Origin of the sequence: Caenimonas koreensis DSM 17982, from assembly GCF_009646335.1 — a bacterium.
GTDB classification, from domain to species: Bacteria; Pseudomonadota; Gammaproteobacteria; order Burkholderiales; family Burkholderiaceae_C; genus Ramlibacter; species Ramlibacter koreensis.
On the sequence record NZ_WJBU01000018.1, the window covers coordinates 46,203 to 60,470 of the forward strand.

A 14,268-nucleotide genomic window follows, 5' to 3' on the forward strand; every position below is an offset into this window, starting at 1 on the left:
AATAGCCACTCATGGCGCCATCACCTTGCGCCAGTAGGCGTACATGCTGCGAATCAGCGTTTCGGTGACCATGTGTTCAGTCGCTTCTGTGCCCGTTCCGCCCAGCTCGCACAGCGTCGAGCCGCCATCGCCCCATTGGGCAAAGCCCTGCTGGCTCAACTCAATCACCTCGCCATCGTCTGCACTCACGAACCCGGCCGGGCCGAACAGGTTCGCCTGGCGCAATCGCCGCCGCGTCATCTCCGGCGTGTCGTCGGCAAAGCCGAAGTGCGTCCACACGAAGTCGAACTCGCCCTCACCGCGCGGAACGATATGCCGTGTCGATAGCGAATTCACCTGCTGCTGGATGATCAAGCTGGGGAACAGCGTGATCATCGTCACCGTCGGCGTGATGTGGCTGCCCGGATTCGACGGATCGTCGATCGTCCACCACGGCTCGGCCACCACGTCGAGCAGCCGGTCGTCATGCAGCGCCATATTGGCCTTGAACGATGTCACGCCCTGCGTCACGGCGGCGTTCTGCCCGCCTTCATTGCGCCGCGAAATCATCACCGCGTGCCGCCCCTGTTCATCCATCACCATCCGGCTTTTCTGGTCCGCGCGCCACAGACCGAACGTGACGAACCACGTGTGCAGCAGGCCGGGGTGATACGGGTCCTTGATGTTCTCCATCATCAGCTTCCAGTTGCCTGGAATGCGCTGGCGGTTGTAGCCCAGCAGCGTGAGCGTGCGGCCTTTGAAGATGCGGTCCAGCCAGGGCATCACCTGCGGCCCGAGATAGTCGTCCAGGGACTGTGCGCTGTCGCTGAACGTGGCAAACACCAGTCCATGCAACACCGCGACCCGCAGCTTGGTCAGCCCATGGTCCTTGATATCAAAGTCAGCCGGCATGCCGCCGTTGACGCATGGTGTGCCGTCGGCCTGCTCGGCCTTCACGCCGTCCTTGAAGGGCAACCCCGCCAGATCGCCATTGAGCTTGTAGGTCCACTGGTGATACGGACACACAAAGCTGCGCGCATTGCCGTGCGGCTGCTGGCAAAACCGCACACCACGATGCGCGCAACGGTTCTCGACCACGCGAATGCCAGTGTCTGTCGCCCGATCTTTAGGCGCCACGCGGTCGCGCACCAGGATCACCTGCCGCTCGCCGATCCAGCTCAGTTTGAAGTCACCGATATTCGGCACTTCAATCTCGAGCCCCACGTAGCTCCAGTGATCGCCATAGAAAATCCGGTCGAGCTCGCGCTGGTACAGCTGTGCGTCTGTGTACGCCCAGAACGGCACGCGACTGGAGGTGGCGTCTTTCCAGTTGTGCTCGTTGCCCAAAGAAGTTTGCTCAGCGGTCATTTGCAAAATAATACGCTTACTTAGCAATTTTGCTCTTGGGTCGTTGGGGGACATTCGGGGTAGTGCCACGGCTGCTGTGTGGCACCGCTCAGAGCCGTTGAGTTGTTACTCGGTGATAACCGTTGCGCGCGAGTTTCGGACAAGCGCGTTATCACTGAGTTGATCAATCACCGCACTGCGCAGACTGCGAGCGGTGGGTGGCCTTTTCCCGCAGGTAAAGGAGGAGCTCGGCCCCTAGGGCCGGCGGGGGACACGGAGGGAAAAGGCCACCCGCCGCTCGCAGTCCACCCCCGAACCGTCGAACAGACTTACCGAGGACGCAACGCAGTCTTCTCCAGCGACAACAGAAGGTCAGCAATAACCTTCTTAGTCCCCTCGTCGGTCAGTTCACCCTGCGCGTTGAACTTGCCCGAAGCCATGTTGATAAAGACCTCAGGCTTGACCACCGTCTGCGTGTTGAGAAACAAAAGCGTCTGGCGCAAGTGATATTGCATACGCGCCGTGCCAACCTGCCCCGGACTCGCACCCATGATGGCCGTGGGCTTGCCGTCGAACGGCTGCTCGGGCGGGCGCGAAGCCCAGTCGATGGCGTTCTTGAGCACACCCGGTATCGAGAAGTTGTACTCGGGCGAGACAATCAACAACGCATCCGCAGCCTTGATCGCGGCGCGAAACGCCTGCACCGAAGGCGGCAAGCCGGCAGCGTGCACATCCTCGTTGTAGAGCGGAATCTCCGAGATATCGGCGATATCGATTTGCATGCCCGCTGGCGCGAGCGCCTGCGCCGCGTGCAGCGCCATCCGGTTGATAGACGCCTTGCGCAGGCTGCCGCAGATTCCGAGTACCTTCATGTTGATGCCCTGGTGATGAATGACACCCGGCATCTTATGGGTTGCGACCTAACTCCGCTTGGAGACCAGCGTGAGGATGTCGTAACTCGCGACCACCTCCTCGTCCTGGTTCGTCACCTCAACATCCCAGGCGACCACACCCTGCCCGACGCCATTCGCGTCCTTGCGGTTGCGGTCGATCTTGCGCTTGGCAGTCAGGCGCGCGCGAATCGTGTCGCCAATGCCCACGGGTTTGACGAAGCGCAGCGTGTCCAGCCCGTAGTTCGCCAGCACCGGCCCCGGCGCGGGCGACACGAACAGGCCCGCCGCCGCCGACAGCACAAAGTAGCCGTGCGCAATGCGCTTGCCGAACTGCGATTGCTTCGCGGCGATCTCGTCGAAGTGCATGTAGAAGTAGTCACCGCTCATGCCACCGAAGTTGACGATGTCAGCCTCCGTCACGGTGCGCCTGTGCGTGAGCAATGAGTCGCCAATGCTCAGCTCCTCAAAATACTTGCGGAACGGATGCGTGCCGTCTTCCGTGACCTTCGCGCCGCGCACGAACTCACCGGTCACTGCCGCCAGCATCGAGGGCGAACCCTGCACCGCCGTGCGCTGCAGGTAATGCTTCACCGCGCGCACGCCGCCCAGCTCTTCACCACCACCCGCGCGGCCCGGCCCGCCATGCTTGAGCATCGGCAACGGCGAGCCGTGGCCCGTCGATTCAACGGCAGCTTCACGGTCGAGCACAAGGATGCGGCCGTGCGTCATGGCAGCTGCGGGAACGAACTGCGCCGCAGTCGCCGCGCTCTTGGTCACAAGCGTGCACACCAGGCTGCCCTTGCCCTTGGCCGCAAGCGCGAGCGCTTCGTCGATGCCGTCATAGGCCATCAACGTGCTCACGGGCCCGAACGCCTCGATGTCGTGCACGCTGTCGTCGCCCATCGGGTTGCGCGCGAGCAGCAGTGTCGGCGCAAAGAACGAGCCTTGCGCAACGCCCTCGCCCTGGGGCGCAAAGCCATCGCGCTCGCCAAACACAAGCTCAGCGTTTTGCAGCAGCGCGGCAACACGCTCGCCGACATCGCGTTGCTGGTCATGCGACGCCAGCGCGCCCATGCGCACGTCGGCGAGCGAAGGGTCGCCGACGACGGTCTTGGCCAGCCGCGCGCGCAGGCGTTGCGAGACTTCGTCGATATACCGCCGCGGCACGATCGCGCGCCGGATGGCCGTGCATTTCTGGCCGGCCTTGACCGTCATCTCGCGTGCGACTTCCTTGACGAACAGGTCGAACTCTTCATCGCCCGGCTCCACATCGGGCGCGAGCACCGCACAGTTGAGCGAATCGGCCTCGGCGTTGAACGGGATCGAGTGGCGAACGATGTTCGGGTGAACGCGCAGCTTGGCGGCCGTATCGGCAGAGCCGGTGAACGTGACCACATCCTGCCCGTCGAGGCGGTCGAGCAAGTCGCCCGTGCTGCCGATCACCAGTTGCAAACTGCCCTCAGGCAGGATGCCCGACTCGATCACGAGGCGGACCATCGCTTCAGTCAGGTAGCTCGTTGACGTCGCAGGCTTGCCGATACATGGAACACCCGCCAGAAAGCTCGGCGCAAACTTTTCAAGCAGCCCCCAGATGGGGAAGTTGAACGCGTTGATGTGCACCGCCACACCCCCGCGCGGCACGAGGATGTGGGTGCCCGCAAAGCCGCCCTTCTTGCCCAGCGAGAGCGCCGGGCCTTCATGAACGACGTTGCCCGAGGGCAGCTCGTTCGAGCCGACGCCCGCATACGCGAACAGCGTGCCGCTGCCGCCTTCGATGTCGATCCAGCTGTCGTTGCGCGTGGCGCCTGTGTGCGCCGAAATGGCATACAGCGCTTCCTTGCGCTCACCCAGGAATTTTGCGAGCGCCTTCAGCCGCTCGGCGCGCTGCTGGAAGTCGAGCTTGAGCAGCGCGGGCACGCCCACCTTGCGCGCGTGGTGCACCGCTTGCGCAAAGTCGATCTTGTCAGCGTGCGTTGACGCGATAGGCCGGCCGTTGACGGCGCTGCGCAGTTCCTGCGCGGCTTGCTTGCCAACCCATTGGCCGGCAATGTAGCTCTGAAGCGTGGTGGTCATTTGTCAATCCTCGTTCGAATCGTTGTTTGTCATGCCTGCTGGGTTTCGGGCAGCTTCACGGCCGAGAGCCCGCCCAGGAACAAGTCCGTGACGATGGGCGCCATCTGGTCGTAATCCAGCGCGCCGTTCGGCCGCATCCAGGTGAACATCCAGTTGACCATGCCGAACAGCAGCATGGTCAGCGGCTTGCTCATGGCCACCTGGGCCAGTTCGGGCCGCAGCTCGCCCACCACGCGCGCGAAGCCATTGACGACCTCGCGTTCCTTGTCGAGGATGCGGTGGCGGTCCTGGTCCTGCAGGAACTTCACGTCCTGCGTGAGCACGCGCTGCGCGTCCTGCGCGTCGGCGTATTCCTCCACGAGGCGGCGGATCAGCTCGCGCAGGCGTCGCTGTGGCGTGGGCTCATGCGTGAGCGTGGCAAGCACGATGCCCTGCAGCCGCGTGACATGGCTGTCGCAGATGCTCACGAGCAAGGCGTACTTGTCTTCGAAGTAGTGATACAGCGTGGCCTTCGACAGGCCGCAGGCCTGCGCCACTTCATTCATCGAAGTGGCCGGGTAGCCGCGCTGCGCAAACAGCGCCGCGGCCTGCACGAGGATCATCCCGCGCTGGTCGTCATAACCCGCATGGCGGCCGCGTCCCATTTTTTGGTTGAGCGTTGAGCGTTGGGTCAGCGTTCGTCGAATGACAGGACGACGCGCTCGGTCATGGGGTGCGACTGGCATGTCAGCACGAAACCATTGGCCACTTCATTCTTGTCGAGGGCAAAGTTGCGCTCCATGCGCACATCGCCCTCGATCACTTTCGCCCGGCAGGTTCCGCACACGCCTGACGTGCACGAGTACGGCACTTCCAGCCCGGCCGCCGACGCCGCATCGAGGAGACTCGGCTGGCCCTTGAAGAACTGGATCTCGCGGCGCATGCCATCGCGAATGATCGTCACCTTCGACTGCTCCGCGTCTCCCGGGCGCGCTTCATGCACCACAGCGCCAACCTGCCCCGCCGCCTGCTGCGCGATGCCGAAGCGCTCGATGTGGATGCGGTCTTCAGGCACGCCCGCCGCCAGCAGCGCTGCCTCGGCCTCGTCGTTCATCTGGAACGGGCCGCAGATGTACGCGTGGTCCACCTGCGCGGCGGGCACCACGGTGGACAGGAACTCGCCGAGCTTGTGGCGGTCCATCAGGCCCATGTTGATCGGCGCGTCAGTGTGCTCGTCGGAGAACACGTGGTTGAGCACCAGCCGCGTCATGTACCTGTCTTTCAGGTCCTCGATCTCTTCCTTGAACATCGTCGAGCGCAGCGCCCGGTTGCCGTAGATCAGCGTGAAGCGGCTGTGCGGCTCGCGCGCCAGCACCGTCTTCATGATCGACAGGATGGGCGTGATGCCGCTGCCGCCTGCAATGCCCAGGTGGTGGCGCTGCGCATTCGGCTCGATCGGCACGAAGAAGCGGCCCTGCGGCGCCATCACATTGATCGTGTCGCCAGGCTGCAGGTGGTCGTTGATCCAGTTCGAGAACACGCCGCCCTTGACCTTGCGCACGCCCACGCGCAGCTCGCCGTCGTCCACACCCGCGCAGATCGAATACGAGCGACGCAGGTCTTCGCCCTCGATCTCCTTGCGCAGCGTGAGGTACTGGCCCTGCGTGAAGCCGAAGACCGATCGCAGCGCTTGCGGCACATCGAACGAGACGATCACGGCCTCGGCCGTGTCGGGCTGGATGGCGCGCACGCGCAGCGGATGGAAGATGGGGGTCATTCGCTTGTCAGATGGGTTTGAAATGCTCGAACGGCTCGCGGCAGCTGAGGCACCGATACATCGCCTTGCATGCGGTGGAGCTGAACGCGGCGAGCTTCTCGGTGTGCAGGCTGGCGCAGCGCGGGCAGGCGACATCAGGCTCGCGCCGGCGGCCAAACACGCGAATCGGCTGCTCAGCCTCTGGCATCGCCGGGCCGGGCGGCGCAATGCCGTAGTCGTTCAGCTTGCGGCGGCCCTCTTGGGTGATCCAGTCGGTCGTCCACGCGGGCGAGCGTTGCAGCGTGGCGCGCACGGGGCCGAGCCCTTCTGCGTTGATGGCTGCCAGGCAGCTCTGCTCGATCACTTCCGTTGCGGGGCAGCCGGAATACGTGGGCGTCAGCACTACTTCGAGCTCGTCGCCGTGGTCGATCACGTCGCGCACGATGCCCAGGTCGCGCACCGACAGCGCCGGCACTTCGGGGTCGAGCACGCCGCCCAGCACGTCCCATGCGCGGCTGGCGCGCGTGGCTTGCTGCTCTGCGCGGCCGGCGCGTGTGGCGGGCTGTGTCACCACACGCCCCCGGGATAGGCGCGCTGCAGGTACTGCATTTCAGCCAGGATGAAGCCCATGTGTTCGCTGTGCACGCCACTCTTGCCCGTGCTCAGGAACTTTGACTCAGCCGGCATGGCAATGCCTGATGCGGTGAGGATCTCGCCCATGTCGCGCATCCACGCGTCTTTCAAGTCACCCCAACGCGGGCCGAGCCCTGACGCATGCGCGGCTTCGTCGATCGCGTCCGACGCGAACAGCTCAGCCGAGTAATGCCACAGGTCAGCCATGGCCTGCGTGAGGCGGCGGCGCGATTCATCGGTGCCGTGGCCCAGGCGCACCATCCAGTCTGCCGCATGCTGCTGGTGGTAGCGCGCTTCTTTCACGGCCTTGCCTGCAATGGCCGCAAGCTCCGGGTCGCTCGATGACCTGAGTGCGTCCCACAGATGGCGAAAGAACGTGCCCATCATCGCGTTGCGCAGCACGGTGAACGCGAAGTCGCCACGCGGCAACTCGACGAGCGTGACGTTGCGGTAGTCGCGCTCGTCCCGCAGGAAGGCGAAATCATCTTCATCGTGGCCCGCACTCTCGACAGCGCCCGCATAGGTGAGCACGGCGCGCGACTGGCCCACGAGGTCGAGCGCCATGTTGGCCAGCGCTATGTCTTCTTCAAGCTGGGGTGCGTGGCCCGTCCATTCGGCGATTCGCTGGCCGAGCACGAGCGCGGTGTCGCCGATGCGCAGCAGGTACTGCACGGCGGGAGTCAGGGTGACGCGGATCGACGCTTGCATGTGCATGCCTTACATGTGGTCCACAGCTGCGGGCAGCTTGTAGAACGTGGGGTGGCGATACACCTTGTCTTCCATCGGGTCGAAGTACATGTCCTTGTCGCCCGGGTCGCTGGAGACGATCTGGTCCGACTGCACGACCCACACGCTGGTGCCCTCTTGCCGGCGCGTGTACACGTCACGCGCCATCTGGATGGCCATCTTCGCGTCAGACGCGTGCAGGCTGCCGCAGTGCTTGTGGTCCAGGCCCGACTTGCTGCGCACGAACACTTCCCACAAGGGCCATTCATTGCTTTTGGTGACGGCGTTCATGCGGCCTCCTTCATCGGTTCGGTTTGCTTCGCTGCGTAGGCCATGGCGGCCTCACGCACCCAGGCGCCTTCGTCCCACGCTTTCACGCGCGCGGCCAGGCGTTCACGGTTGCACGGGCCATTGCCTGCAATCACGTTGAAAAACTCGTCCCAGTCGATCTTGCCGAAGTCGTAGTGCTGGCGCTCTTCGTTCCACTTGAGTTCAGGATCGGGCAGCGTCACGCCGAGCAGCTTGGCCTGCTCCACGGTGGCGTCGATGAACTTCTGGCGCAGCTCGTCGTTCGACACGCGCTTGATGCCCCAGCGCATGGACTGCGCGCTGTTGGGCGACTGGTCGTCCGGCGGGCCGAACATCATGATCGACGGCCACCACCAGCGGTTGACCGCGTCCTGCACCATCACGCGCTGCGCTTCCGTGCCCTTTTCCATCATGGTGAGCAAGGCCTCGTAGCCTTGCCGCTGGTGGAAGCTTTCTTCACGGCACACGCGGATCATCGCGCGCGCATAGGGGCCGAACGAGCAACGGCAGATGGGCACCTGGTTCATGATCGCCGCCCCATCGACGAGCCAGCCGATCACGCCAACATCCGCCCAGGTGAGTGTGGGGTAGTTGAAGATGGAGCTGTACTTCGCGCGGCCGCTATGCAGCGCTTCAATCATCTGGTCGCGCGAGGTGCCCAGTGTTTCAGCGGCGGAATACAGGTAAAGCCCGTGGCCGCCTTCGTCCTGCACCTTGGCCAGCAGGATGGCCTTGCGCTTGAGGGTGGGCGCGCGTGAAATCCAGTTGCCTTCGGGCAGCATGCCGACGATTTCAGAGTGGGCGTGCTGGCTGATCTGCCGCACCAGCGTCTTGCGGTAGTGGTCCGGCATCCAGTCTTTGGCTTCGATGAAGTCGCCGTTGTCGATGCGGGCATCAAAGCGCTCTTGCAGCTTCATTTCCTCAGCCGAGCGAACGGCCTTTGCAGCGCCTTCGTCCTTGCCCATCGTGTCCATTGCCTGCGTGTACATGCGCTCTCCTGAAAAGAGATTACCGACCAAGCGGTCGATAATAGGAGAGGCAGTGCAAGCTGTCAAACGTCCCATCGATTTGGCTGCACTTGCGCCGGTGAACCCATGCATACTGCCAGCTCGACGCCAGGAGTTCCTGCATGCCCATCGCACGTTCTGCACGTTCTTTCACCCGTACATCGATCGCGCTGGCCTGCACGGCGGCGCTGCTTTCATGCGCAAACGTGCCCGCGCCCTTCGCGCCCGACTTCACCGCCAGGGCGCCGCACCTGGACGGCTACGGCAGCTCCAGCATTGCCATCACCACACGATCCGAAGCCGCGCGCAAGCTCTTCAATGAAGGTGTGTTGCAAGCCTATGCCTTCAACGAGAACGAGGCCGTGCGCACGTTCAAGGCCGCGCTCGCGCAAGACCCCGAGTGCGCGATGTGCGCGTGGGGCGTGGCCTGGCAGCTCGGCCCCAACATCAACGACAGCGGTCGGCGCGAAGCCGATGCAGTGAACTACGTGGATTACGCGCTCAAGCGCCTGGCCAACGCCACGCCGCGCGAGCGCGCCCTGGTCGAGGCGCTTGCCATTCGCTACGCCCACGAGAGCACGGCCCGGGAGACTGCGCCGCTGGTGGCCATGGTCTGCGGCAAGGGTGCTGCCAGTGAAAGCGATGACGTCAATCCGCTCGACGCCGCCTATGCCGATCGCATGCGCAAGCTCGCGGATGCGTACCCGATGGACGCAGACATCCTCTCGCTCTACGCCGAGGCCGAACTCATCGCCACACCGGGCGACGATGCATGGACGGCCGACGGCAAACCCGTCGGCCGCGTGGGCGAAGTGGCTGACCGGCTCGAGCGTCTGCTCACTGCGAACACCGGCCACACCGGCATCAATCACTACATGATCCACATGGTCGATGACCGGCACGTGGCCCATCGCGCCGTGGCGGCAGCTGACCGGCTGGGCAAGCTCGCGCCCCTGTCGCCGCACCTGGTGCACATGCCCGCGCACACGTTCGTGAATGTCGGCCGCTATGCCGATGCAGTGCGTGTGAACGAGAGCGCCGTCGCCGCTGACGCCACGCTCGCGCAAACGCAGAAGGCCCAAGGCTTCGAGACGACCAAGGACTGGCGCGGCCACAACCAGCACTTCCTCTGGTACGCCTCGCTGATGGCCGAGCGCGAAGACGCTGCCATGACCACGGCGCTGGCCATGCGCGAAATGTTCCCCGGCACGCCGCACGCGTTTGCCGAATACGTCAATAGCCTGCCGCTCGTCACGCTCGTGCGCTTCGAGCAGTGGGACAAGATCCTGGCGCAGCCCAAGCCAGAGGGTGACAGGGGCATCTCGCAGCTGTGGTTCGAGTACGCCCGCGGCGTGGCACAGGCGCGGCTGGGGCGGCTGGCCGAAGCTGACGCAACGCTGGTCGCACTCAAGGCCACGGCAACAGGTGTGAAAGACAAGTACACCAAGAGCAGCAGGCAGCAACGCAACCTGCGCGCCATGGCCGACACAGCGCAAGCCGGCTTGCAGGCGGAGGTGGCGCTCGCCAAGAAGCAGTTCGACGAAGCCATTGCGCAGCAGCAGGCGATGGTCAAGGCCGCAGAGAAGATCGACGCGCAAGAGCCACCCGCGCTGGGGGACGGCACGAAGTTGAAGCTCGGTGAAATACAGCTGCGCGCGGGCAAATTCAAGGAAGCTGAAGCCACCTACCGTGAGGCGCTCGTCGAGAGGCCCGGCAGCCCGTGGGCGGCGCGCGGCATCGCGAAGGCGATCGAGAAGAAGGCCTGAGCTGGAGCACCTTCGCAGGCATGCGGCTCAGTAGTGAACATGCGCTAGTGCTGCAGGCAGCCGGTGAACTTGCTGTGTGCATCACGGCATGCAGCATTCTTGCCTAGAATTCGTCATCCCAGTCTTCGAGCCATGCTGCCCCACAAGGGCGGCCCGCCCCTTTTTTTTTCGCATGTCCCTCTACCGCCTGATCGGCCAGTTCCTGCGTCGCCATTCCGCCGCCTACGCCTCCTCGGCGCTGATGCTGGCGGGCATTGCGGTGCTGAGCGTCTGGATTCCGCGGCAGATCGGCCATGTGGTCGACGCACTGGTCGCCAACCAGCTGCAAGGCACGCAGCTGATGCTGCAGCTCGGCTGGCTCATAGCAGCAGGCGTCATGGTCTACTTCTTTCGCGCAGGCTGGCGGCTGCGGCTGTTTGCCGCGTCGATGCGGCTGGGCGTCGAGCTGCGCCAGCGCCTGTACCACCGCCTGTCGTTGCAGGGGCCCGCCTTCTTCCAGCAAAAGCGCACCGGCAACCTGATGGCGCTGGCCACCAACGACATCGACGCTGTCGAAGCCGCCGCCGGTGAAGCCATGCTCGCCGGCTTCGACGGCAGCCTCACGCTGGCGCTGATCGTTGCGGTGATGACGCTGGGCGTCGACTGGCGGCTCGCCGCGATGGCGCTGCTGCCCTTCCCGCTCATGGCCATCGCTTTCTGGTGGATCTCGCGCCACGTGCACGAGGCATCGCGCCTGTCGCTCGAACGCTTCGGCGCACTCAACGACCACGTGCAGGAAACACTGTCGGGCGTGCGCACCGTTCGCGCCCTCGGCCTGCTGGGCCGCAGCGAGACGCAGTTCTCGCAACTCGCCGGCGCGGCTGCCGACGCGAGCTTCGATGCACAGCGCTGGGAAGCAGCTTACGAGCCGGCTGTCGGCTTCACGCTCGCGACGGCAACGGCCACCACGCTGGGCGTAGGCGGCTGGCTGGTGTGGCACGACGAGCTCACGGTGGGCCAGCTCACGTCGTTCAGCCTCTACCTGGGCCAGCTGATCTGGCCGATGTTTGCGGCAGGCTGGGTGCTGTCACTGCTCGAGCGCGGCAAGGCGGCGTGGGAGCGGCTGCAGCCGGTGCTCGACATGCCGCTGACGGTGGACGATCACGGCACGGTTGCCAGCGTGACGCCCGGGCCGGTTGTGGCGCAGCGCGTGAGCTTCAGCTATCCCGGCCAGCCCCGGCCAGCCCTCGACAACGTGTCGCTCAGCCTCGCACCCGGCCGCACGCTCGGACTGGTCGGCCCCACGGGCGCGGGCAAGTCCACACTGCTGCGCCTGTTGATGCGCCACGATGCGCCGGCGCAAGGCTCCATCGAATGGAACGGCGTGCTGCTTGCCGACTACACGCTCGACGCGCTGCGCGCCGGCATCGCGTGGGTGCCACAGGAGCCGTTCCTGTTCTCTGCTTCCGTCGCTGAAAACATTGCGCTCGCCCGCCCCGACGCGACACGCGAGCAAGTGATGCACGCTGCCATGCTCGCCGCCGTGCACGACGACATCTCGCGACTGCCGAATGGCTACGACACGCCGGTGGGCGAGCGCGGCGTGACGCTCTCGGGCGGGCAGCGCCAGCGCGTCGCGATTGCGCGCGCGCTGCTGGCCGATGCGCCGCTGCTGCTGCTCGACGACGCACTGTCGGCGGTCGACACCGACACCGAGTCGCGCATCCTCGCGCACCTGCGGCAAGCGCGCGTCGGCCGCACGGTGATCATCGTGAGCCACCGGCTGTCCACAGTCGCCGATGCCGACGAAACGATCGTGCTGCGCGATGGCCACGTCGCCGAGCAAGGCACGCATGCCGAGCTGGTGACGGGCGGCGCCACAGGCAACGGCTGGTACGCGCGCCAGTGGCGCTACCAACAACTTCAGGCGAGCCTCGATGCCAGCTGATACCGTCATCACCACATCGCCGCCCGTCGAGCAGCTGCCCAAGCGCGAGCTCTTCAACGACGCCGCCAACCTGCTGCTGCGCGCCGCCGCGCCCGAGCGCAAGCTGATCATCCAGGGCGTGATCTGGCTCGTCGTCGCCGCGCTGCTCGAAACATTCGGCCCGCTCGCCGGCAAGTACCTCATCGACAACTACCTGCTGCCGCGCGACGCGCAGGTGCCGCAGATCGCCGCGCTGATTGCAGGCGCGCTCGTCGCCGGCATGGCAGCGAGCTGGATCCGCTTCATGCAACTCACGCGGCTGGCCGGCCTGGCCATGCGCTCCGTGCGGCGTATCCGCGAAAACGTTTACGGCCATGTGCTGCGCCTGCCCATGAGCTTTTTCGACCGCGCCATCACGGGCCAGCTGGTCAGCCGCGTCACCAACGACACCGAGGCGGTGAAGACGCTCTATGTGCAGGTGCTGTTTGTCATGCTCGACAGCGTGATCGTGCTGTGCGGCGCCATGACGGCGATGCTGTGGCTTGACTGGCGGCTGATGCTCATAGTGGCGACGTTGCTGCCGGTGGTGGTGGTCATTGTGTATGCCTACCAGCGCCTCTCGGCCCCGGCCGTGACACGCTCGCGCGAGCTGCGCAGCGAACTCAACGCACAGATGGCCGAGTCGATCGGCGGCATGCCCATCCTGCAGGCCAGCAACGCAGCGCCCCGGTTCAACGCACGCTTTGCGGGCCTGAACGAGGCGCACTACCAGTCGCGCCAGCTTGAAATACGCGCCAACGCATGGCTGCTGCGCCCCGTGCTCGACTTCATGAATGTGCTGCTCGTCTGCGTGGTGATCTACGTCTTCGGCTCACGCAGCCATGGCACAGCGATGACGGCGCTGGAAGTCGGCGTGATCTACGCCTTCATCAACTACATCGGCCGGGTCGTCGAGCCGCTGATCCAGATCACGATGCAGTTCTCGCAGCTGCAGCAGGCGATGGTGGGCGCGGCGCGCGTGAATGTGCTGCTGCGCGAAGCCGAGGCGCCTGTGGCCGTCGCGCAAGGCGAAGTCACGGCCGGCGGCATTGCAATCGATCACCTGAACTTCGAATACCTGCCGGGCCGGCCCGTGCTGCACGACATCGACCTGCATATCGCCCCCGGCAGTTTCGTTGGCATCGTCGGCCACACGGGCAGCGGCAAGAGCACCTTGCTCTCGCTGCTGCTGCGTTTCTACCCGGCGCCAGCTGGCAGCATCCGTCTGGACGGCACGCCCGTCGATGCGATTGGCGAGGACCACTTCCGCGATCGCGTCGGCCTGGTGCCGCAGGAGCCCTTCCTGCTGGCTGCAAGCGCGCGCGAGAACATCACGATGGGCCGCACGCTCAGCGATGAGCAGGTGGAGAGGGCCGCGCGCGCCGCGCATGCGCATGACTCCATTGCGGCGCTTGAAGGCGGCTACCACACGCCGCTGGGCGAAGGCGGCGCGCGCCTGTCTGTGGGGCAAAAGCAGCTCATCGCCATTGCGCGTGCGCTGGCGGGCGACCCGCGCATCCTGTTCCTGGACGAAGCCACGTCACACATCGACTCCGAGACCGAGCAGATCGTGCAGCGCGCGCTCACGCAGCTGCGCGGCAAGGTGACCATCGTCGCCATTGCGCACCGGCTCTCGACGGTTCGCGATGCCGACCGCATTGTGGTGCTCAACCACGGGCGCATCGCCGAGCTGGGCACGCACAGCGAGCTGATGGCCATCGACAACGGGCTGTACCAGCGCCTTTACCTGCTCCAGCAGCTGGAAGAAGAGGAGCCTGAATCTGCTGCGTAGTCCGGCTCCCACAGGCTTGCCGCCTCTGTACTTGCATGAGGCGGGCCACAGCCGCGCTAGTCT

Annotated in this window: 12 protein-coding genes; 3 read left to right on the top strand and 9 right to left on the bottom strand. The window is 65.1% G+C overall.

The window, feature by feature from the left end; genetic code table 11:
* Positions 1 to 9 precede the first annotated feature (9 nt).
* The 9 genes from GHT07_RS16985 to paaA all read right to left on the bottom strand — a co-directional run bounded on the left by GHT07_RS16985 (position 10) and on the right by paaA (position 8,684).
* Positions 10 to 1,347 (bottom strand): aromatic ring-hydroxylating dioxygenase subunit alpha, encoded by a 1,338-nt coding sequence (locus GHT07_RS16985; RefSeq protein ID WP_153586290.1) that lies wholly within the window; start codon positions 1,345 to 1,347, stop codon positions 10 to 12.
* Between the two features lie 308 nt (positions 1,348 to 1,655).
* Entirely contained in the window at positions 1,656 to 2,198 is a 543-nt protein-coding gene (locus tag GHT07_RS16990; protein WP_153586291.1) for an NADPH-dependent FMN reductase, read from the bottom strand.
* 48 nt (positions 2,199 to 2,246) lie between these two features.
* Positions 2,247 to 4,292, bottom strand: a complete 2,046-nt coding sequence (gene paaZ, locus GHT07_RS16995) for a phenylacetic acid degradation bifunctional protein PaaZ (RefSeq protein WP_153586292.1) — start codon at positions 4,290 to 4,292, stop codon at positions 2,247 to 2,249.
* Between the two features lie 29 nt (positions 4,293 to 4,321).
* Positions 4,322 to 4,936 (bottom strand): TetR/AcrR family transcriptional regulator, encoded by a 615-nt coding sequence (locus GHT07_RS17000; protein ID WP_153586293.1) that lies wholly within the window; start codon positions 4,934 to 4,936, stop codon positions 4,322 to 4,324.
* A 26-nt stretch (positions 4,937 to 4,962) separates the two neighbouring features.
* Complete coding sequence (paaE, locus tag GHT07_RS17005; protein ID WP_153586294.1) at positions 4,963 to 6,048, bottom strand: 1,2-phenylacetyl-CoA epoxidase subunit PaaE; 1,086 nt, start codon at positions 6,046 to 6,048, stop codon at positions 4,963 to 4,965.
* A 7-nt stretch (positions 6,049 to 6,055) separates the two neighbouring features.
* Positions 6,056 to 6,601: a 1,2-phenylacetyl-CoA epoxidase subunit PaaD gene (gene paaD / locus GHT07_RS17010; protein ID WP_407646648.1), complete on the bottom strand. Its 546-nt coding sequence runs from the start codon at positions 6,599 to 6,601 to the stop codon at positions 6,056 to 6,058.
* Positions 6,595 to 7,368 (bottom strand): 1,2-phenylacetyl-CoA epoxidase subunit PaaC, encoded by a 774-nt coding sequence (gene paaC / locus GHT07_RS17015; protein ID WP_153586295.1) that lies wholly within the window; start codon positions 7,366 to 7,368, stop codon positions 6,595 to 6,597. Before paaC ends, paaD begins: the two co-directional genes overlap by 7 nt.
* 9 nt (positions 7,369 to 7,377) lie before the next feature.
* A complete protein-coding gene (gene paaB, locus GHT07_RS17020) occupies positions 7,378 to 7,677 on the bottom strand; it encodes a 1,2-phenylacetyl-CoA epoxidase subunit PaaB (RefSeq protein ID WP_153586296.1) in 300 nt (99 codons plus the stop codon).
* Complete coding sequence (gene paaA, locus GHT07_RS17025) at positions 7,674 to 8,684, bottom strand: 1,2-phenylacetyl-CoA epoxidase subunit PaaA (RefSeq protein WP_153586297.1); 1,011 nt, start codon at positions 8,682 to 8,684, stop codon at positions 7,674 to 7,676. The genes paaB and paaA overlap by 4 nt, the downstream gene beginning before the upstream one ends.
* Positions 8,685 to 8,824: 140 nt before the next feature.
* Between paaA and GHT07_RS17030 the strand changes: the two genes are divergently transcribed.
* The 3 genes from GHT07_RS17030 (at position 8,825) to GHT07_RS17040 (ending at position 14,205) form a co-directional block, all read left to right on the top strand.
* Positions 8,825 to 10,468 (top strand): tetratricopeptide repeat protein, encoded by a 1,644-nt coding sequence (locus tag GHT07_RS17030; protein ID WP_153586298.1) that lies wholly within the window; start codon positions 8,825 to 8,827, stop codon positions 10,466 to 10,468.
* A gap of 172 nt (positions 10,469 to 10,640) precedes the next feature.
* Positions 10,641 to 12,395, top strand: coding sequence for an ABC transporter ATP-binding protein (locus GHT07_RS17035; protein WP_153586299.1), 1,755 nt, complete (start codon positions 10,641 to 10,643; stop codon positions 12,393 to 12,395).
* Entirely contained in the window at positions 12,385 to 14,205 is a 1,821-nt protein-coding gene (locus GHT07_RS17040; protein ID WP_153586300.1) for an ABC transporter ATP-binding protein, read from the top strand. The genes GHT07_RS17035 and GHT07_RS17040 overlap by 11 nt, the downstream gene beginning before the upstream one ends.
* Positions 14,206 to 14,268: the final 63 nt, after the last annotated feature.

What these genes read in the sequence shown, in the direction of transcription:
- GHT07_RS16985 (WP_153586290.1), bottom strand. Translation starts at nt 1,347, where the DNA reads ATGACCGCTGAGCAAACTTCTTTGGGCAACGAGCACAACTGGAAAGAC.
- GHT07_RS16990 (WP_153586291.1), bottom strand. Translation starts at nt 2,198, where the DNA reads ATGAAGGTACTCGGAATCTGCGGCAGCCTGCGCAAGGCGTCTATCAAC.
- paaZ (WP_153586292.1), bottom strand. Translation starts at nt 4,292, where the DNA reads ATGACCACCACGCTTCAGAGCTACATTGCCGGCCAATGGGTTGGCAAG.
- GHT07_RS17000 (WP_153586293.1), bottom strand. Translation starts at nt 4,936, where the DNA reads ATGGGACGCGGCCGCCATGCGGGTTATGACGACCAGCGCGGGATGATC.
- paaE (WP_153586294.1), bottom strand. Translation starts at nt 6,048, where the DNA reads ATGACCCCCATCTTCCATCCGCTGCGCGTGCGCGCCATCCAGCCCGAC.
- paaC (WP_153586295.1), bottom strand. Translation starts at nt 7,368, where the DNA reads ATGCAAGCGTCGATCCGCGTCACCCTGACTCCCGCCGTGCAGTACCTG.
- paaB (WP_153586296.1), bottom strand. Translation starts at nt 7,677, where the DNA reads ATGAACGCCGTCACCAAAAGCAATGAATGGCCCTTGTGGGAAGTGTTC.
- paaA (WP_153586297.1), bottom strand. Translation starts at nt 8,684, where the DNA reads ATGTACACGCAGGCAATGGACACGATGGGCAAGGACGAAGGCGCTGCA.
- GHT07_RS17030 (WP_153586298.1), top strand. Translation starts at nt 8,825, where the DNA reads ATGCCCATCGCACGTTCTGCACGTTCTTTCACCCGTACATCGATCGCG.
- GHT07_RS17035 (WP_153586299.1), top strand. Translation starts at nt 10,641, where the DNA reads ATGTCCCTCTACCGCCTGATCGGCCAGTTCCTGCGTCGCCATTCCGCC.
- GHT07_RS17040 (WP_153586300.1), top strand. Translation starts at nt 12,385, where the DNA reads ATGCCAGCTGATACCGTCATCACCACATCGCCGCCCGTCGAGCAGCTG.